Raw genomic sequence first — 22,000 nt, forward strand, 5'->3', positions numbered from 1 at the left:
GATTGAAAGGATGTACCGATGGCGCCGTCTGTAGCCACGATTCCCGCGGTTCTCGCCGAGCGCGCGCAGCAGCAGCCCGACGACACCGCGTTCACCTTCTTCGACTACGAAATCGACCCGGCCGGCGTCGCGGAGAGCCTCACCTGGTCTGAGATGCACCACCGGGTCAAGGTGATCGCCCGGCAGCTGGCGAAGATCGGTTCGCCCGGCGACCGCGCCGTGGTGCTGGCCCCGCAGGGACTCGAATACATCCTGGCCTTCTTCGGCGCCATCGAAGCCGGGTTCATCGCGGTGCCGCTGTCGATGCCGCAGTTGCGCCAGCACGACGAACGGGTCACCGGCGCGATGAAGGACTCCACCCCGGTGGTCGTGCTCACCACGTCGGCCGTGGTCGACGACATCCGCAAGTACGGACAGGCCGACCCCCGCCAGCGGGCACCGAAGTTCCTGGAGGTCGACACCCTGGACTTCGACTCGCCCCTGCAGCCCGGCCCGGCGGTCGCACTGCCGAAGACGGCGTACCTGCAGTACACGTCGGGGTCCACGCGGCTTCCTGCCGGTGTGGTCGTCACCCACAAGAACGTCATCGTCAACGTCGATCAGATGATCGATGACTACTTCGAGAGCATCCCGGGCGGTCCCACCAGGGACACCACGGTGGTGTCCTGGCTGCCCTTCTACCACGATATGGGCCTGGTGGTCGGGGTGTTCCTGCCGGTGATGTTCGGCTGCTCCGGCGTGACGATGAGTCCGACCGCGTTCATGCAGAAACCCGCCCGCTGGATCCGGCATCTCGCGTCCAACGGCACCACCTTCACCGCGGCGCCGAACTTCGCCTACGAGCTCGCGGTGCGACGCACCAGCGATGAGGACCTGGCCGGCCTGGACCTGGGCGGGGTCGCGGTGATGATCAACGGCGCCGAGCGGGTGCACGGTGCCACGGTCCGGCGCTTCGCCGAGCGATTCGGTCCGTACGGGCTGTCCGAGTCGGCGATGCGTCCGTCCTACGGCCTGGCCGAGGCCACCGTGTACGTGGTGTCCTCGCCCGGCGGACGGCCGCCGACGGTGGTGCGCTTCGATTACGAGAAGCTGGCGGCCGGACACGCGGAACGCTGTGACGATGCGAGCATCGGCGCGAACAGTGACGTGGACGTGGACGGTGGCGGTGCACGCAGCGACGATGCCAGCAGTGGCGCCGAGCAGGTGGGCCTGGGCGGTCCGCGCGCGACGATGTTCCGGGTGGTCGATCCGGAAACCCACGTGGAGAACCCCGCGGGCAAGATCGGCGAGGTTTGGCTGCACGGCGAACACGTCGCGGGCGGCTACTTCAAGAACCCGGAGCTCACCGAGAAACTGTTCGCGGGGCAACTGCACGAGCCCAGCGCGGGCACTCCGCAGGGCCCCTGGCTGCGTACCGGCGATCTGGGTGTGATGTTCGACGACGAGCTCTTCATCATCGGACGGATCAAGGACCTGCTGATCGTCGACGGGCGCAACCACTATCCCGACGACATCGAGGGCACCGTCGCGGAGTTCACCGGCGGGCGCGTCGCGGCGATCTCGGTACCCGACGGAGCCAGCGAGCGGCTGGTGGTGATCGCCGAGTTGAAGAAGCAGATCGACCCGTCCGAACTCGCCTCGGTCAAGGAGCAGGTCACCTCGGCGATCTCGATGACGCACAGTGTGCGGCTGTCGGATTTCGTCCTGGTGGCGCCCAGCTCTCTTCCCTTGACCACCAGCGGCAAGGTGCGCCGGGCCAGAAGCGGCGACATGTACCGCAACGACGAATTCAGCAGGTTGGACGCCGCTAGATGACCTCAGCTTTCGACGAGGCTGCTGTTCGTAGGTGGTTGGTCGACTACCTGGTCACGAACAACGGCTGTAACCCCGAGCAGATCGATCGCGGCGCGTCGATGCACGACCTCGGCGTGGGGTCGCGCGACGCCGTCGTGCTGACCGGCGTGCTGTCGGAGTTCCTCGGCCGCGCGGTGTCACCGGTGGACTTCTGGCAGTACCCGACGGTGGATGCGTTGGCCAGGTATCTGACCGGCGGTGAGGTGGAGCCGGTCGACAGCCCGCCCGGATCCGTTCGGTCCGGCGCGGCCGACGAACCGATCGCGGTGATCGGGCTCGGGATCCGGGTGCCGGGTGGCGTCGACGCCGACCACAACATCGAGGGCCCGGACGCGTTCTGGGATTTCCTCACCGAGGGCCGCTCGGCGGTCTCCCAGGTGCCCGCCGACCGCTGGTCCTGGTTCGACGACGGATCGCCTGCGGGTTCGGCGGCGCTGGCATCGACCACCAGGTCGGGCTCCTACCTGCGCAATGTGGACGCATTCGATGCGGAGTTCTTCGAGATCATGCCGCGCGAGGCGACCCGGATGGACCCGCAGCAGCGGCTCCTGCTGGAGGTCACCCACGAGGCGTTGGAGAACGCCGGCATCCCGGCCGATGCGCTGGCCGAAACCCGGACCGGGATCTTCGCCGGGGTGAGCGCGCCGGACTACGCACAGCTGGGTTCGGCGGACCTCGGCGAGGTCGACGCGTGGTTCGGCACCGGCTCGTCGATCAGCATCATCGCCAACCGGGTGTCCTACTACTTCGATTTCCGCGGCCCGTCGGTGACCATCGACACCGCCTGCTCGTCATCGCTGGTGGCGGTTCATCTGGCCAGCCAGAGCCTGCGGTCGGGCGATTCGGATGTGGCGCTGGCGGCGGGGGTCAACCTGTTGCTGTCCCCGGCCGGAACCCGCAGTCTCGATCAGGCCGACGCGATGTCGAAGACCGGGCGCTGCCACGCGTTCGACGCGGCCGCCGACGGTTTCGTGCGCGGCGAGGGCTGCGGCGTCGCGGTGCTCAAACGGTTGTCCGACGCGCAGCGCGACGGCGACCGGGTGCTCGCGGTGATCCGCGGCTCGGCGGTCAACCAGGACGGACGGTCCAACGGTCTGATGGCGCCCAACCCGAGCGCTCAGATGGCGGTGCTCAGGTCGGCCTATGCAGCCGCCGGTGTGGATCCGCGCGAGGTGGACTACGTCGAGGCGCACGGCACCGGCACCCTGCTGGGTGATCCGATCGAAGCCCGCGCGCTGGGCACCGTCCTGGGTAAGGGCCGGCCGGCGGACGCTCCGTTGCTGATCGGTGCGGTCAAGTCGAACCTCGGACACCTCGAGGCCGCCGCGGGCATCGCCGGTTTCGCGAAAGCCGTTCTGGCGCTTCAGCACAATCGAATCCCGGCCAATCTTGGCTTCCAAGAACCCAACCCGCACATCCCGTTCGACAAGCTGCGGCTCAAGGTCATCGCCGAGCACACCGACTGGGCTCCGGCCGGCCGGCCGCGGCGGGCCGGCATCTCGTCGTTCGGGTTCGGCGGCACCAACGCCCACGTGGTCATCGAACAGGCGCCGGTCGCCGCCGTGCGGCCCCAGGATCCGCCGGAGGCGGTGACCACGCTCGTGGTGTCGGGCAAGACGCCCGAGCGGATCGCATCGCAGGCCGCCATGGTGGCCGGATGGATGCGCGGCGCGGGCGCCGACGTCCCGCTGGCCGAGGTGGCCCACACGCTCAACCATCACCGCACCGAGCACGCCCGGTTCGCCACCGTCGTGGCCCGCGACCACGCTGCGGCCGTCACCGGCCTGCAGGCGCTGGCCGAGGGGCAGTCCGCGGTCGGTGTGGTCGGTCCGGCCGCCGGCGTCCCCAAGCCGGGTACCGTCTTCGTGTACTCGGGTCAGGGGTCGCAGTGGCCCGGGATGGCGCAGCGATTGTTGGCCGACGAGCCGGTCTTCGCCGCGGCACTGGCCGAGATCGAGCCGGTCTTCGTCGAGCAGGTCGGGTTCTCGCTGCACGACATCATCGCCGGCGGCAAGGCGGTCAGCGGTGATGCACAGGTTCAGCCCGTGCTGATGGGGCTGCAGTTGGCGTTGACCGAACTGTGGCGTTCCTACGGTGTGCATCCCGACGCCGTCATCGGGCACTCGATGGGCGAGGTCACCGCGGCGGTGGTGGCCGGGGCGCTCAGCCTCGCCGACGGCCTGACGGTGATCGCGCAGCGCTCGTCGATCATGTCGCGGCTCGCCGGACAGGGTGCGGTCGCGCTGCTCAATCTGCCCGCCGACGCGGCCACCGAGCGCATCGCCGGGCATCCCAGTGTCGAGATCGCGGGCTACCTGTCACCGCGCCAGACCGTGGTGGCCGGCCTGCCCGAACAGATCGACGCGGTGATCGCCGAGGTCACCGCACAGAACACGTTCGCCCGCCGGGTGAACATGGTGGTCGCCTCGCACACCGCGCTGATGGAACCGGTACTCACCGACATCGGTGCCGCGCTGGCCGGCATCACCCCCAACGTGCCGACCCTGCGATTCCTGTCCACGGTCACCGGCCCCGCCGGCACCCCGACGCTGGACGCCGACTACTGGGTCGCCAACGTGCGCCGCCCGGTCCGGTTCAGCGACGCGGTGACCGCCGCCGCCGAGGACCACGGCACGTTCGTCGAGATCAGTCCGCACGCCACCCTCGGTCAGTCGATCGCCGACACCCTGGCGGGGGAGCAGGGCGTCCACTGCGTCGGCACCCTGGCCCGCGACACCGACGACACGGTGACGTTCCACGCGAACCTCAACGCCACGCATACCACCCGTCCGCCGCAGACCCGCCACCACGGCGAACCGCACACCGTACTGCCGTCGACACCGTGGCATCGCGGCAGGCACTGGGTGGACGTCGCGCCGCGCCGGCTCGCCGCCGACCGCCGGGCCGCGCTGCCCGCCGACAACCAGGTGCCCGCGCAGTGGTTCTGCGAGCTCACCTGGCCGACCAAACCCCTTGCCGGGCAACCGGTTACCGATTCCGGGCAGTCGACTGCCCGCTGGCTGGTCGTCGGGGACGCCCAGCTGGCCGCCCAATTGGGCGGGGCGCTGGGACGCCCCGACGCCGTGACCACCCTGCCCGCCGCGGCGGACCGGGCCACCGTCGCCGCGGCGCTGACCGGGGTCACCCACGTGCTCTATGCGCCGACTTCCGGCGCCGGCGACGACCTGGGCTACCAGTTGTTCGAGACCGGTCGCACCCTGGCTTCGGCGGCGGTGGCGGCCGGAGTGATCCCGGCGCCCAGGCTCTACCTGCTGACGCGCAACGCCCAACCGGTCACCGAGGGGGACCGCGCCGAACCGGCACAGGCGGTGCTGTGGGGGCTCGGTCGCACCTTGGCCCTGGAACATCCCGAGATCTGGGGCGCGGTCATCGACACCGACGCATCGGTGCCGGCCGTGGTCGCGGCCAGGTGGGTGCTCGCCGAAGCCCATGGCGGTGACGGGGAGGACCAGCTGGTCTACCGGGCCGGCAACCGCCACGTCGCCCGGCTCGTGCACGCACTGCCGGCCGCTCCGCCGCCGGACGGGGTCGCGGCGGACAAGTCGCATCTGGTCATCGGCGCGACGGGCAACATCGGACCCGGGCTGATCGAGCAGCTGGCCGCGTCGGGCGCGAAAACCGTGGTCGCGGTGTCGCGCAACCCCGGTGGCCGTCTCGACGAACTGACCGCGCGGCTGGCTGCCCAGGGCACGACCGTGGTCACCGCGGCCGCCGACGCCGCCGACAGAGCATCGCTGGCGGCGGTCTTCGACCGGTTCGGGGCCGACCTGCCGCCACTGGGCGGGGTGTACCTGGCGGCGATGAGCGGCGGGCCGATCACGCTCGACGAGATGACCTCCGACGACGTCAGCGCGATGTTCCGCTCCAAGATGGATGCCGTCGCACACCTGCACGAGCTGTCGCTGACGCAGCCGGTGGACCAGTTCGTGCTGTTCACGTCCATCTCCGGGGTGCTGGGCTCGCGCTGGCTGGCGCACTACGCGGCCACCACGACGTTCCTGGACACGTTCGCGTTCGCCCGCCGGGCCGCCGGGTTGCCGGCGTGCGCGATCAACTGGGGTCTGTGGAAGTCGCTGGCCGATGCGCAGACCGGGGTGGAGCTGGCGGCCACGCTGGAATCGGGTCTGCTGCCGATGGAGGACACCGTCGCCCTCGGCGCGCTGCGGTACTTCCTCGGCCCCGAAGCGCCGGCCCGCACGACCGTGGTCTCGGCGGACTGGCCGCGGCTGGCGGCGGCCTACCGCAGCCGGGCCGCGCTGCACATCGTCGACGACCTGCTGGCCGACGGACTCGGGGACGCGCCGGCCGCACCGACCGGGGACACCCCGTTCCGCGCGGAGCTGCGCGACTGTGCAGCCGACCGGCGGATGGATTTGCTGACCGATCTGGTGACCACGCAGGTCGCTGCGGCGATGGGCCTGGCCTCCGCGCATACCCTGGAGCCCACCGTCGGGTTCTTCCAGTTCGGGATGGATTCGCTGATGAGCGTAACGTTGCAGCGCGCCCTGAGCGAAAAGCTGGGGGAGGTGCTGCCGGCTTCGGTGGTCTTCGACTATCCGACCGTCGAAGCGCTGACCGATTTCCTGGCATCGATTCTTCCTGAGACAATCGAGACCGCCGGTACCGAGGTTGCGGGCCGGGGCGAAGACAGCCCCGGTGACGTGGAAGTCGACGCTGACGTCTACGACGACCTGGCCGAGGACGAGCTACTGGCGAGACTTTCGGAAAGACTGAGTTGACTGAGATGACCCACACATCCTCGGCGGCGCCTGCTGCACCCGACCGTCGAGCGATCATCACCGAGGCGCTGCGCAAGATCGACGATCTGACCGCGAAGCTGGCCTCGGCGGAGAAACTCCAGACCGAACCCATCGCAGTGGTCGGTATCGGCTGCCGGCTGCCCGGCGGGGTGGACAACAGCGATCAGTTCTGGAAGTTCCTCGACGACGGCGGCAACGGCGTCATCCGGGTTCCCGCCGACCGCTGGGACGCCGATGAGTTCTACTCGCCCGATCACACCGTCCCCGGCACCATCTGCAACCGCGAGGGCGGTTTCCTGACGTCCTGGCGCCCCGACGAGTTCGACGCCGAGTTCTTCTCGATCGCACCGCGTGAAGCCGCCGCCATGGATCCGCAGCAGCGTCTGCTGCTCGAGGTCGCCTGGGAGGCGCTCGAAGACGCCCGCATCAATCCGCGAAGTCTGCGGGGCTCCTCGACCGGGGTGTTCGTCGGTCTGACCGCCAACGACTACTACCGCTCGGTGGTGGGCACGCTGCGCCCCGAGGACATCGACCCTTACGTCCCGTTCGGCAATGCGCCGAACTTCGCCGCCGGACGGCTGTCGTACTTCCTCGGTCTGCGGGGGCCCGCGGTGGTCAGCGACACCGCCTGCTCGTCGTCGCTGGTCTCCATCCATCTGGCCTGCCAGAGTCTGCGCCGCGGCGAAACCGATCACGCCCTCGCCGCCGGGGTGAATCTGATTCTCAGTCCGGAGAACAACATCGCGTGCTCGCGGTGGGGCATGCTCGCTCCGGACGGTCTGTGCAAGACCTTCGATGCCGGCGCGAACGGCTACGTGCGCAGCGAGGGCTGCGGGGTCGTCGTGCTCAAGCGCCTCAGCGATGCACTGCGCGACGGCGACGATGTGCTCGCGGTGGTCCGCGGATCCGCGGTCAACCAGGACGGCGCCAGCAGCGGTCAGACCGTGCCCAACGGCCCGGCCCAGCAGGAGTTGATGCGGACCGCGCTGGCCGACGCCCGGCTGGACCCGTCGGACATCGACTACATCGAGGCACACGGCACCGGCACCTCGCTCGGCGACCCGATCGAGCTCGACGCGCTGTCGGCCGTCTACGGCGACCGCAAGGATTCCGCGGCGCTGGTGCTCGGATCGGTCAAGACGAATCTGGGCCATCTGGAATCGGCAGCCGGGGTCACCGGCTTCATCAAAGCGGTGCTCAGCGTGCGCCACGGGTTCATCCCGAAACTGCTGCACTTCACCACGCTGACCCCGCAGGCGGGCGAGGCCGCCCGCAAGTTCCACATCGCCTCCGAGCCGATGCCGTGGCCGGAAACCGCCGCGGACCGGCCGCGGCGCGCCGCGGTGTCGTCGTTCGGGGTCAGCGGCACCAACGCCCACATCGTCATCGAGCAGGCTCCGGCGCTCGAACCCGTCGCGGCCCCCGCCGAGCCGCCGGTGAGCACGCTCGTCGTCAGCGGCAAGTCGCCGGCGCGTATCGCGACGCTGGCCGGGGCGCTGGCGGACTGGCTGTCCAGCCCGGCCGGAGCCGACGCCGGCCTGGCCGAGGTCGCCGAGACCCTCGCGCACCGGCGCGCCGCACACAGCAGGTTCGCCACCGTGGTCGCCGCCGACCGCGGTCAGGCGGTGGCGGGGCTGCGTGCACTGGCCGAGGGGTATCCCGCGCCCGGCGTGGTGGCACCCAACGACCCGGCCATCGGTTCGGGCACCGTGTTCCTGTACTCCGGGCAGGGCTCGCAGTGGGCGGGGATGGGTCGCCGGCTCCTGGCCGACGAGCCGGCCTTCGCCGCCGCGGTCGATGCGCTGGAATCCGATTTCGTTGCGCAGGTGGGCTTCTCGCTGCGTGACGTGCTCACCTCCGGTGAGACCGTGGTCGGTATCGACCGGATCCAACCGGTGTTGGTCGGGGTCCAGCTCGCGCTGACCGCGCTGTGGCAGTCCTACGGGGTCAAACCCGACGCCGTCATCGGCCACTCGATGGGTGAGGTCACCGCCGCGGTGGTCGCCGGTGCGCTCAGCCCGGCCGACGGTCTCAAGGTCATCGCGACCCGCTCACGGCTGATGAAGCGGCTGTCCGGCCAGGGCGCGATGGCGCTGCTCGAGCTCGACGCGGAGTCCGCGGAGAAGTTGATCGCCGACTACTCCGGCCTCACCGTGGCGGTGTACGCCTCGCCTCGGCAGACCGTGATCGCGGGTCCGCCCGATCAGGTGGACGCCGCCATCGCCGTGGTGGACAAACAGGACCGGCTGGCCCGGCGCGTCGACGTCGACGTCGCGTCGCACCATCCGATCATCGATCCGATTCTCGACGATCTGCGGACCGAGCTGGTCTCACTGCAGCCCAGGACACCGGCCATCCCGGTGATCGTCACCACCGACCAGCGGCCGACCGACGGCAGCTGCGTGTTCGACGCCGAGCACTGGGTGGCCAACCTGCGCAACCCGGTGCGGTTCGCACGCGCGGTCGCCACCGCCGCGACCCGTAACGCGGTGTTCGTCGAGGTGAGCCCGCATCCGCTGCTCGGCTACGCGGTCAAGGACACCCTGGCCGGCTCCGCCGGGGACGGGCAGGCGGCCGCCCCGCACCGCAACATCGGGACGCTGCAGCGCGACGCCAACGACACCGTCACCTTCCACACCAATCTCAACGCCACCCACACCGCGCGTCCGCCGAAAGTGGCGCAGCAGGGTCGACGCCGGGTGCCGCTGCCCGCGACCCCGTGGCACCACACCAAGCACTGGTTCCGCAGCCCGTCGGCCACGGCCCCGGCTGCGGAGTCGCTGCCGCGCAACGGCGTCGAAACACCCCTGTCCGAGGGCGAGCAGCACGACTGGTCGCTGAGGCTGAGCTGGCCGGTGCGCGAGTTGCCCGCCGGCGGCACCGACCTGCCCTGGCTGGTCCTCACCGACGACGCCGGTGCCGAGCTGACCGAGCTGCTCGGACCGGGGTCACGCGCGGTGCCGCTGTCGGTACTCGACGACGTCGACGCGTTGCGCTCGACGCTGCCCGGGTTCACCCACGTGGTGTACGCGCCGCCGGTGCCGGCGCGGCGCTTCGACGCCGCACCCAGCTACGCGTTGTTCAATCAGCTGCGCCGGCTCGTGGTCGCGCTGGCCGGGTCCGGTGACCGCGCCGATGGTCCGCCGACGCTGTTCGTGGTGACCCGCAATGCGCAGCCGGTGTTCGACGGGGACCGCGCCGATCCGGCACACGCCGTGCTGTGGGGTCAGGGGCGCACTTTGGCCCTGGAGCATCCGGAGTTCTGGGGCGGCATCATCGACGTCGACGAGACGCTGCCGCCGGAACTGTTGGCTCGGTATCTGCGCGCCGAGGCGGCCGTGGCGGCCGGATCCGGCACCGACCGCGACGACCAGGCGGTCTACCGCGGGGCCGAACGCCGGGTTCCACGCCTGGAACCGTGCCCGTTGCCCGCGGTGCCGTTGACCCGCCTGGAGGGCGGGACCAGCCATCTGGTCATCGGGGCCACCGGAAACGTGGGCCCCTACCTGATCCGGCAGCTCGCCGACATGGGCGCCGACACGGTGGTGGCGGTGTCGCGTCGCGGCGGGGCACAGCTGGCCGAGCTGGCCGGCGAACTGGCCGCAACCGGAACCACACTGGTCGAGGTGGCCGCCGACGCCGCCGACGAGACCGCCATGGCTGCGGTCTTCGAGCGGTTCGGCGCCGACCTACCGCCGCTGGACGGCATCTACCTGGCGTCGCTGTCCGGTGGCGAGGCGCTGCTGACCGAGATGACCGACGACGACCTGAACCCGATGTTCCGGTCCAAGGTCGACACTGCCGCGGTGCTGCACAAGCTCTCGCTGCGCACCCCGGTGCGCCGCTTCGTGCTGTTCTCGTCGATCACCGGTCTGCTGGGTTCGCGCGCGGTGGCGCACTACACCGCGGCCAACGCGTTCGCCGACGCGTTCGCCTACGCCCGCCGCGCGCTGGGTCTGCCCGCGACCGTCGTGGACTGGGGTCTGTGGAAGACCTGGTCGGACGCGCAGCCGCAGATGAAGGCCGCCGGGCTGGAGCCCATGCCCAACGACGTGGCGATCAAGATGCTGCCCGCGGTGCTCGGTCCGGACTCCGCGGTACGGTCCGTGCTGGCCGGCGCCGACTGGGTGCGCCTGGCCGAGGCCTACCGGATGCGCGCCGCGGTCAAGGTGCTCGACCGTCTGGTGTCGGGACCGGACGAGGCCGCCGATCTGCACACCGTGGCGGCCCCGGTGTGGGGCACCGTGCTCGGCGAGCCGGTGGACGGTACCGCCCACGACCGGCTGTGGCGGGCCCGGTTGTTGCCCGGCGAGCGCCCCTACCCGGTCGCGCACCGGGTGCGCGGTGTCGAGGTGGTGCCGGTGTCGGTGGTCCTGCAGACCCTTTCGGCAGCCGCGGCCCAACTCGACACGACGGTCGGTGCGGTGCGGTTCGAATACCCGATCGTCGCCGACGCGCCGAAGGTGGTCCACGTGGTGGGCGACGGCACGACGCTGACGGTGTGGTCGAGCCCGTCACCGGACAGCCCGGAACAGCGTTGGACCCGGCATGCCAGCGCTGAACTCGGCGAAGCCCCGGCGTCGTCGGTCACCGACGCGGAACCCGAGGGCGACCAGAGTCCCGGTGGGCGCTGCTTCGACGGTGCCGCGATCGCCGACATGCAGCGGGCCTGGGGTGTGGAGGGTCAGCCCTTCGAGTGGACGGTCGCCAACTGTGCGGCGACCCCCGCGGGGGCCCGTGCCGACGTGGAACTGCCGGCGACCGCGGACTCGGCCGGCGCCGCACTGGTCGACGCCGCGGTGCACGTGGCCCGCCTCGCCGACGCCGACAACGCCAAGTTGCTGCTGCCCGCCGGGGTGGAAAGCCTGACGGTGGCTCCCCACCCGGGTGCCGGTGGTGTCATCGAGGCCTACCGGCGCGGCACCGACGGTGCCGGTCTGCTGGTCGACGTGCGGGTCAAAGGCCCCGACGGCGCGGTCTGGGTCGATATCCGCGGCCTGAACTACGCACCGGTCGAGTCCGCGCCCGCCCCGGCCGGCGACGAAACCGGTTCGGAGCCGGCCGAATTCGTCGACTGGTCGGCCATGACCCGGCAGCAGACCGTCGCCGAGTTGCGTACCCGGCTGCGTGCCGTGCTGGCCCGTGAGCTCGGAATGCCGGACACTGCCGTGGATTTCGACATGCCGTTCCCCGAACTCGGCCTGGATTCGATGATGGCGATGAACCTGCTGCGCGATGCCAAGGCGTTGGTGCGCGTCGAGCTGTCGGCCACGATGCTGTGGAACAACCCGTCGATATCGCAGCTGTCGGAGTTCGTCGCCGACCTGCTGGCGCCGCAACAGTCGGCCCACGACGAGACCGAACCCGAAACCACCGAGGACACCGACGACGACTCGTTCAGCGTTCTCGACGAGTTGTTCTCGTCCGTCGAGTCGGCCAGCGCCGGCAGTGAGGGATCAATCTGATGAAGACCACCTTCGACCGGATCGCCGCCATGTCGGCCGAGCAGCGCGGCAAGCTGGCCGAGCAGTTCGAGAAGGCGTCCCGGGTGGCCGGCGCGGAACCGATCGCGGTGGTCGGCATCGGCTGCCGGTTTCCCGGCGGGGTGACCGGGCCGGACAGCTTCTGGAAGTTGTTGGAGAGCGGCACCGACGCGGTCACCGAGGTGCCCGCCGACCGCTGGGACGCCGAGGCGTTCTACGACACCGACCTGACCGTCCCGGGCCGGATGCCCACCAAGTGGGGCGCCTACCTCGACGACGTGACCGGTTTCGACGCCGACTTCTTCGGCATCAGCCCGCGCGAGGCCGTCTCGATGGACCCGCAGCAGCGGGTGGCGCTCGAAGTCGCCTGGGAGGCATTGGAAAACGCCGGATACGCTCCCGATCAACTCGGCGAATCGCGCACCGCGGTGATGCTGGGGGTGTATTACTCCGAGTACCAGAACGCCTCGGCGGACAACGCCGATTCGATCGACGCCTATTCCGCGACCGGTAATGCGCACAGTGTCACCGTCGGCCGGATCTCCTACCTGCTGGGCCTCAAGGGTCCCGCGGTGGCGGTCGACACCGCGTGCTCGTCATCGCTGGTGTCGATCCATCTGGCCTGCCAGAGCCTGCGCATGCGCGAGAGCGATCTCGCGCTCGCCGGTGGCATCAGCCTCAACCTGCGACCGGAAACTCAACTGGCACTGGCCAAGTGGGGCATGCTCTCACCGCACGGGCACTGCTTTGCGTTCGACTCGCGCGCCGACGGTTTCGTGCGCGGTGAAGGCGCCGGCGTGGTCGTGCTCAAGCGGCTCACCGATGCGGTGCGCGACGGCGACCGGGTGCTCAGCGTGGTGCGCGGTTCGGCGGTCAACCAGGACGGCCGCTCCAACGGGCTCACCGCCCCCAACGCGCCCTCGCAGCGTGACGTGCTGACCCGCGCGCTGCGCTCGGCCGATGTCGCCGCCAACACCGTCAACTACATCGAGACCCACGGGACCGGAACCGCTCTCGGCGATCCGATCGAGTTCGACGCGTTGGCCGCCATCTACGGCAAGGGCGAGGTGCCGTGCGCGCTGGGCACCGTCAAGACGAACATGGGTCACCTGGAGGGCGCTGCCGGGGTGGCCGGCTTCATCAAGACCGTGCTGACCCTGCAGCACGGCACCATCGCGCCGAACCTGAACTTCGAGAAGTGGAACCCGCAGATCGACCCGAAGCCGACTCGGCTGTTCGTGCCGACCGCGGCCACTGAGTGGCCGGCAAGCGAGCACCCGCGCCGCGGTGCGGTGTCCTCGTTCGGTTTCAGCGGCACCAACGCCCACATCGTGCTGGAGCAGGGCCCCGAACCGGTGACCACGCCGGCGGGCGCGCCGGCGGTGTCCACGATCGTGGTCTCGGGTAAGACACCGGCCCGGCTCGCCGCGTCGGCCGGTGCGCTGGCCGACTGGCTGGAGGCCGACGGTGCGACCGCCGCCCTCTCCGACGTCGCCTACACCGTCAATCACCATCGCAGCCGCTTCCCGACGATCGCCACGGTGTCGGCCCGCACCACCGCAGAAGCGGTCACCGGGCTGCGCGCGCTGGCAGCGGGTCAGTCCGCTCCCGGCGTCGCGGGCGCCCGTGACGCCCGGTCGGGCACCGGGACGGTGTTCCTGTACTCGGGTCAGGGCGCACAGTGGGCCGGAATGGGCAGCTCGCTGCTCGCCGAGGAATCCGCATTCGCCGCCGCCGTCGACGCGCTCGAACCGGCGTTCCTCGACAAGGTCGGTTTCTCGCTGCGCCAGACGCTGGAAGCCGGCGAGCCGGTGGTCGGCATCGACCGCATCCAGCCGGTGCTGGTCGGAATGCAGCTTGCGCTCACCGAGCTGTGGCGTTCCTACGGCGTGGAACCGACCGCGGTGATCGGCCACTCCATGGGGGAGGCCACCGCGGCCGTGGTGGCCGGGGTGCTCACTCCCGCCGAGGGTTTCGACATCATCGCCACCCGCACCCGATTGATGAAGCGGTTGTCCGGCCAGGGCGCGATGGCGCTGCTCGAACTCGACGCCCAGGCGACCGAGAAGTTGATCGCCGACAAGCCGGACGTCACCATCGCGGTGTACGCTTCGCCGACCCAGTCGGTGATCGCCGGCCCGCCCGACCAGGTCGACGAGCTCGTCGCCGCGGTCGACGCGCAGGGCAGGCTGGCCCGTCGCATCGAGGTGGATGTGGCCTCGCACCACCCGACCATCGACCCGGTGCTACCCGAACTGCGGGAAGCGCTGGCGTATCTGAGCCCGGCCGCCCCGAAGATCCCGCTGGTTTCCACGGTCGCCTACACCGGCAACGCGCCGATGTACTCGGCCGACTACTGGGCGGCGAACCTGCGCAACCCGGTGCGGTTCAGCCAGGCTGTGCACGAGGCCAGCGCCGAGAACAGCAATTTCATCGAGATCAGCCCGCATCCGCTGCTCACCCATGCCATCACCGACACGCTGGCGGCGCAGGGGACCACCCGCAGATACCACGTCGGCGCGACCGTCAACCGAGACCACCCCGAGACGCTGGCATTCCACGCCCAACTCGCCGCGGTCGCACCTCCGGCGCTCGCCGAGCCCGAGGGCAGCACCGGCAACCTCGTCGACCTGCCCCCGATGGCCTGGCAGCACACGCCGTACTGGATGTCGGATCGCACCGGCGGACAAGCATTTTCGGGTGCGCATCCACTGCTGGGCCTGCACGTCGAGCTGCCGTCGGGCGTCGGTCACGTCTGGCAGTCCGACGTCGGTCTGTCGGCCCATCCGTGGCTGGCCGACCACATCGTGCACGGCCTGCCGGTGATGCCGGGGGCCGGTTTCGCCGAGATCGCGCTGGCTGCCGGGCGGGAGGCCCTCGAGCTGCCGGCCACCGGCGTGCAGGTGGCTGTCGAGGTCGAGCAGATGCTTCCGCTCGATGAGCACACCACGCTCACCACACAACTGACCCGCGGCGAGGACGGTCTGCTGCGCGTCGAGATCCACTCCCGCTCGGATGCGGGCAGCTGGACCCGGCATGCGGTCGGCACCGTACGCCCCGCCGCGGATGCGGCGACCCCGACGAAGGTGAGCTTCAGCTCGGAGGGCACCCCGGTGTCACCGGCGGACTTCTACACCGCGCTGCGCCGCACCGGTGCCCATCACGCGCATGCGTTCGCGGCGCTGACCCGGATCGTGCGTTCCGACGGTCGGGCAGACACCGAGATCGTGTTGCCCGACGAGGCGACGCCGCACCGCGGGCTCGCGCTGCACCCGGTGCTGCTCGACGCCGCGCTGCAGGGCCTGGCGGCCGCGATGAGCGACGAGACCCTCTCCGATTCCACCGATGTCACCTATCTGCCGGTCGGTTTCGGCTCGATCCGGGTGTTCGGCGAACTCGGTCGGCGCGCCAGGTGCCGCGCCGAACTCGTCAGCGTTGTCGAAGACAGCGGAGACGCGATGGGCCGGGTCACCCTGACCGACGACACCGGCACCGTGCTCGCGCAGGTCGACGATGTGCATCTCAAGCGCATCCAGCGCCGCACCGTGCCGCTTCCGTTGTCGCAGAAGATTTTCGACTCGCGGTGGGTCGAATCCGCGGCGCCGGCCGGCGGCCGGGTCACCGGAAGCTGGCTCGCGCTGGCCGACGGTCCGGCCGCGATGACGCACGCCCAGGAGTTCGCCAGCCGGTTCGGGGCCGACACCCGCCGGGTGATCACCGCCGACTTGGGCGACGAGTCCGGTGTGCGCGAGGCGTTCGCGACCGCTACCGCCGACCCTGATCTGCCGCCCGCCGGAGTGGTGGTGTTCGTGGCGAACCCGAGGTTCGACGGCACCGACGCCGGCGACGGTCTGCGGCACGCCCGGGACGTGATCTGGGGCGTGGCGGGCACGGTGCGCGCGATCGTCGGCAGCTGGCACGGCAAGGCGCCCCGGCTCTGGCTGGTCACCCAGGGTGGTCTGGTCGTCTCCGACGACGGGGCTGGTCTGGTCGTCTCCGACGACGGAAGCACTCAGGGCAATCCCGGTGCCAACAGCCTCAAGGGCCTGGCCAGGGTGCTGGCCTACGAGCATCCGGACCTGAAGACGACGCTGCTCGACACCGGCGGCGACGCTGCGGCGCTGGCCACCGAGATCGAGGCGGCAGCGGCGTCTGCCGTGACAGACGACGTGATCGCGTGGCGGGGCGGCACCCGCTTCGTCGAGCGGCTGTCGCGAGCCGCGCTGCCGGCCACGCCGGGGCAGCTGGTCGTGCGCCCCGACGGCGCCTACATCGTCACCGGTGCCCTCGGCGGCGTCGGGATGTCGGTGGTCCGGTGGCTGATCGGGCACGGCGCAGGCCGCCTGGTGCTCAACGGCCGCAGCGGACCGTCCGCCGAAGTGCAGGCCGAGCTCGACGAACTGACCGCTCGTGCCGAGATCGCCGTCGTCACCGGCGACATCGCCGTACCCGGTGTGGCCGAGCGACTGGTCGCCGCCGCCGAGGAGACCGGCAAGCCGTTGCGGGGCCTGATCCACTCGGCCGCGGTGCTCGAAGACGAGATCTTCGTCGGCCTGACCAGAGAGAGCCTGGACACCATCTGGGCTCCCAAGGCCACCGGCGCGCTGCGGCTGCATGAAGTGACCGTCGACAAGGACCTGGACTGGTGGGTGGGGTTCTCGTCGATCGTGTCCCTGCTCGGTTCACCCGGTCAGGCTGCATACGCCTGCGCCAACGCGTGGCTGGACGGCCTGGTGGCCTGGCGCCGCGCCGCCGGACTGCCGGCACTGGCCGTCAACTGGGGTCAGTGGGCCGATGTCGGGCTGGCCAGCTCGCTGCGGTTCTCGGTGCTGGACCCGATCACACCGGCCGAAGGTGTGGACGCTCTCGGCGGGGTGATGGCTGCCGGGTTCTCCCGGGTCGGGATCGCCCGGCTGCGGTTGGACCGCGCTGCGGCGGCATTCCCGGAGATCCACCAGATCGGCTTCTTCGCCGACCTGGTCGGCGAACTGCAGACCGACGACGTCGACGAGGACTGGGGTGGCGCCGAGGCGCTCAAATCGCTGGACGCCGCCGAGGTCAACCGGGTGGTGGTGGCGCGGCTGCGCCGCCGGATCTCGGCGATCATGGGCTACTCCGACGACAGCGCGGTCGACATCGCCCAACCGCTCACCGAGCTGGGTTTGGATTCGCTGATGGCGGTCCGGATGCGCAACACCATCCGCGGGGACTTCGGGGTGGAACCACCGGTGGCGCTGTTGCTGCAGGGGGCTACGCTGTCCGATCTCGCGCTCGACCTGATCCGTCAGCTCGGGCTTGAGGAGCAGGAGTCCGCCGAACGCCCCAACGCGCTGCGGGAACGCGCACAACAACGTGCCGCGGCGCGTCAACGAGCCGCATCGCGGCGGAAAGTGGGACCACGATCGTGACCAGCGGTGCGTTGAACAACACCGACGAGAACAACACCGACGAACTTCCCGACAACGCGATCGCGGTGATCGGGATGGCCGGCAAGTTCCCGGGCGCGGGCTCGGTGTCGGAGTTCTGGCGCAATCTGCGGGCCGGGGTGGAGTCGATCGTCGACCTGTCCGAGGACGAGCTGCTCGCCCACGGCGTGACCGAGAAGGCACTGTCCAACCGGGGATACGTGCGACGCGCCGGGCTGATGCCGGGAATCGAGGAGTTTGACGCCGACTTCTTCGGTTTCACCCCGTACGCGGCACGGATGCTCGACCCCCAGCACCGGTTGTTCCTGCAGACGGTGTTCCACGCGCTGGAGGACGCCGGCTACGACCCCAAGGGTCTGGAGTCCACCGTCGGCGTGTTCGGCACCAGCAGCTCCAGCGGCTATCTGCTGCACAACCTGATGTCGAACTTCGACCCGATGATGGTGATCGGGCAGGGCGCGAGCTTCGAGATGGTCAACCTGTCGCTGCAGAACGACAAGGACCATCTGGCCACCCGGGTGGCCCACCAGTTCGACTTCCGCGGTCCGGCGCTGTCGGTGGCCACCGCGTGTTCGTCGTCGCTGGTGGCGGTGCACCTGGCGTGCCAGTCGATCCTCAACGGCGAATGCGACATCGCGTTGGCCGGCGGTTCGTCGCTGCGGATCCCACATCACGTCGGCTACTGGTACGAACAGGGCGCGATGGTGTCGCCGACCGGTCAGTGCCGGCCCTTCGACGTGCGCTCCGATGGCACCATCTTCGCCAGCGGTGTCGGCGTCGTCGTGCTCAAGGCGCTGGCCGACGCGGTTGACGACGGGGACCACATCCACGCGGTGATCCGCGGCTCGGCACTCAACAACGACGGCGCGACCAAGATGACCTACGCCGCGCCGAACGCGCTGGGCCAGGCCGAGGTGATCGCCGAGGCGCATGCCATCGCCGGGGTCGACGCGTCGACGATCACCTACGTGGAGACCCACGGCACCGGCACCCCGCTCGGCGACCCGATCGAGATCGAAGGCCTGCGTCAGGCTTTCGAGCTGGCCGAGGAAACCCGCAGCGCGCCTTGCTATCTGGGCTCGGTGAAGTCGAACATCGGACATCTGGAGACGGCGGCCGGCATCGCCGGGCTGATCAAAGCCATCCTGTGCCTGGAGCACAAGGCGATCCCGGCCACCCTGCACTACACCAGCCCCAACCCCGAACTGCACATCGACCGCGGCCCGTTCCGCATCCGCAGTGCCGACGGCCCGTGGGAGTCCGACGGCGTTCGTCGCGCCGGCGTCAGCTCGTTCGGTGTCGGCGGCACCAATGCCCACATCGTGCTGGAGGAGGCCCCCGCCGTGCGGCCGATCTCGGCGGCCACGCCGGTCCGGTCCGGTCCGGCGGTGCTGGTGCTCTCGGCGCGAACCGAGGAGGCCCTGGCCCAGTCACGGGCCGCCCTGGCCGCCCACCTTTCCGCGTCCGACGAAGCCGGTGACGAGATCAACCTGCCCGACGCGGCGTACACGCTGACCCGCCGGCGCAAGGAGCCGTTCCGCCTGGCTGCCGTCGTGCGCGACCAGCCGAACGCCGCCACAGTGCTCTCGACGACCGAGACCGACAACGTGTTCGTCGGTCGCGGGCACCCGGACTGGGACGACTCAGCGGTTTCCACGGATCGGGTGGCGTTCCTGTTCCCGGGGCAGGGCGCCCAGCATGTCGGGATGGCCCGCGGCCTCTATGACAGCGAGCCGGTGTTCGCCCGCCACTTCGACCAGGCCGCAACGGCTTTCGGCGACGAGATGGGCTACGACCTCAAAGCCGAGATCTTCGACGGTGTGGGCCGCAACCTCGAGCACACCGACCGGGCCCAGCCCGCGCTGTTCGCCGTCGAGTACGCGCTGGCCAAGCTCGTCCAGTCCTACGGTGTGCAGCCGGCGGTCATGGCCGGGCACAGCATCGGTGAATACCCGGCCGCGACCCTGGCCGGGGTCTTCGATCTCGACACCGCCGTCAAGGTGGTCTCGATGCGGGCCAAGCTCATGCATGCCGCCCCGCGCGGGGTGATGGTCGCGGTGCCGCTGAGCCCGGAGGCGGTCGCGCAGCATCTGACCCCCGACGTCGACATCGCGACCGTCAACGATCCCGGTAGCTGCGTGATCGCCGGCAGCGATGCTGCCATCCGCGCGTTCCAGGCCGGTCTGGCCGAGAAGGGGATCGCGGCGCGGCGGGTGCGCACCTCGCACGCGTTCCACTCCCGGCTGATGGATCAGGTGGTCGCGGAGTTCACCACCTTCCTGTCGGGTATGACGTTGCGCGAACCGCAGATCCCGTTGCTGTCCAACATCACCGGCACCACCATGTCGGCTGCCGAGGCGACCAATCCGGCGACCTGGGCCCGCCAGATCCGCGCCACCGTCCGGTTCGCCGACGAACTCGACATGCTGCTGGCCATGCAGGACCGAGTGCTGGTCGAGGTCGGACCGGGCGGGACGCTGACGTCGTCGGCCGGCCGGCACCCGCGGTGGTCGGATCGGCACCGCGCGGTGCGGCTGATGCGCCACCAGGCGCAGAACCGCAGCGACCACGACACCTTCCTGTTGGCGCTCGGCCAGCTGTGGGCCGCCGACGTGGAGGTGGACTGGGATCAGGGCGCCGAGCAAGACCACACACTGGTCACGCTGCCCGGCTACCCGTTCGCCCGACAACGGCATTGGGTCGAGCACAACGCCAACGCCGCGTGGCTGGCCGCGGGAGCCGGCGGTGCCGGCGGGCCCGTCGCCGCCGGCGGCTCGGCCACCGCGGCAGCCGCGGCGGGCGGAACCTCGACCGTGGAGACCGCACTGCAGTCCATCTGGGCACGGTGCCTCGGGGTCTCCGAGATCGACCGCAATGCCAACTTCTTCGAGATCGGCGGCGACTCGCTGATCGCGATCAGCGTGGCGATGACCGCGGGTCACGAAGGCCTCGACCTCACCCCCCAGGATCTCTACGAGAACCAGACCGTGGCCGCGCTGGCAAAGGTGCTCACGGCCCGCTATGCCGAGGGTGGCCTGGCCCGCCAGACCATGGACGACGCGGTCAACCCGCCGGTCCCGCCGAACGTGGCGTACTTCCTCGAACACGGCCTGCGCGACATCGGCCGCTGGCGCATCCCGGTGATCCTGGGTCTGCGGGCCGACGTCGCCGAGGCCGATGTGCGGGCGGTGCTGACCGCAGTGACCGAAACCCACGACGCGCTGCGCGTGCATCTGGTGGAGCGGGCCGGAACCTGGGATCAACGCATCGCCGAACCCGGTGAGTTCACCGAGCTGGCCGTCCGGGAGCTGCCCGACGGTCTGGCCGCGGGCAGCCCGCAGGAGCGCACGGCGGTGCTGGAGTTCCTCGACGAGCAGGTCCGGGAACACCAGATGATCGTTCCGCTCACCGCGACCTTCATCCGCGGGGTGACCGGGGGCCCGTCGTATCTGGCGCTGAGCCTTCACGGCATCGCCGGCGACGACGTCTCCCGCGACGTGTTGCTGACCGACCTGTTCACCGCGTTCAACCAGCGGATGGCCGGTGAGGAGATCGTGCTGGCGCCGGTACCGGCGTCGTGGCGGGAGTGGTCGCAGCGCTGTGCCGCACTGGCCAGCCACCCGGCGGTGCTCGACAGCCGCGACTATTGGTTGGAGACGGCGAACCGGGCGACGCTGAGCATCGCCGGCCCCGAACCCGGTGAGCGACCGGGGGCCGAGGACGTGGCGCGGCTGTCCACTGCGCTGTCGGGGACCGAGACCGGCGAGATCGACGACGCCCGCCGGCGGCTGCGTCTCCCGGTGGAGGAAATCCTGCTCGCCGCGCTCGGCCGTGCGGTGGCCGCGACGACCGGAGACGGTGCGGTCACCGTCGATCTGGGCGGCCGGGGCCGCTCGGTGCTCAAGCCCGACGTCGATCTGCAGCGCACCGTCGGCTGGTTCACCACCATCCATCCGGTGGTGCTCAACGCGTCCGCACAGAGCACGGCCCGGGAGCTCCTCGACGATGTGCGCGCCACGGTCAAGGCCGTCCCGCACTATGGCATCGGCTACGGGCTGCTGCGCTACCTGTACGCGCCGACCGCGCGCGTGCTCGGCGCGAACCGTCCGGCCGACATCCTGTTCTCGCACATCGGGACGATTCCCGACGCCCCGGCCGATCAGCCCGAGGACGCCCCGGTGCGATTCGACGCCGACACGGCCATGCCGATCCGTGACGCCCTTCCCGGCCTCGGGCATGCCCTCGAGCTGCGGGTCTACCGGGCCGCGGGGGTGCTGCACCTGGACTGGTGGTACGACCAGCGCCGGCTCGGTCCCACCGATGTGGAATCCTTTGCCCGGCAGTACTCGACGGCGCTCCTGGATGTCACCCGGGAAGCACTGGCCGACGAGGACGTCGACGCGGCCGGCGACGAGCTGGCGCTGGTCGATCTGTCGTGAGCGGTTAGAGGAGGGCG

At 70.4% G+C, this 22,000-nt stretch carries 5 protein-coding genes; all 5 read left to right on the plus strand.

The genetic code is table 11. The features are described 5' to 3' along the window. The first annotated feature begins 18 nt into the window (after nucleotides 1-18). Genes ACNUDN_RS14450 through ACNUDN_RS14470 form a run of 5 tightly spaced genes read left to right on the plus strand, consistent with a single transcriptional unit; the run spans nucleotide 19 to nucleotide 21,983 of the window. Nucleotides 19-1,815 carry an AMP-binding protein gene (locus tag ACNUDN_RS14450; protein ID WP_419122570.1) on the plus strand — a complete coding sequence of 599 codons (1,797 nt, stop codon included), beginning with the start codon at nucleotides 19-21 and terminating at the stop codon, nucleotides 1,813-1,815. Next, nucleotides 1,812-6,614 carry an SDR family NAD(P)-dependent oxidoreductase gene (locus ACNUDN_RS14455; protein ID WP_419122571.1) on the plus strand — a complete coding sequence of 1,601 codons (4,803 nt, stop codon included), beginning with the start codon at nucleotides 1,812-1,814 and terminating at the stop codon, nucleotides 6,612-6,614. Before ACNUDN_RS14450 ends, ACNUDN_RS14455 begins: the two co-directional genes overlap by 4 nt. A 5-nt stretch (nucleotides 6,615-6,619) precedes the next feature. Further along, nucleotides 6,620-12,100 (plus strand): SDR family NAD(P)-dependent oxidoreductase, encoded by a 5,481-nt coding sequence (locus tag ACNUDN_RS14460; RefSeq protein ID WP_419122572.1) that lies wholly within the window; start codon nucleotides 6,620-6,622, stop codon nucleotides 12,098-12,100. Further along, nucleotides 12,100-17,526, plus strand: coding sequence for a type I polyketide synthase (locus ACNUDN_RS14465; protein WP_419122573.1), 5,427 nt, complete (start codon nucleotides 12,100-12,102; stop codon nucleotides 17,524-17,526). Before ACNUDN_RS14460 ends, ACNUDN_RS14465 begins: the two co-directional genes overlap by 1 nt. Continuing rightward, entirely contained in the window at nucleotides 17,523-21,983 is a 4,461-nt protein-coding gene (locus ACNUDN_RS14470; protein WP_431960086.1) for a type I polyketide synthase, read from the plus strand. The genes ACNUDN_RS14465 and ACNUDN_RS14470 overlap by 4 nt, the downstream gene beginning before the upstream one ends. The last annotated feature ends 17 nt before the right edge of the window (nucleotides 21,984-22,000 follow it).

The sequence above is a fragment of the Mycobacterium sp. smrl_JER01 genome, assembly GCF_048513595.2.
In the GTDB taxonomy this organism is placed as follows: Bacteria; Actinomycetota; Actinomycetes; order Mycobacteriales; family Mycobacteriaceae; genus Mycobacterium.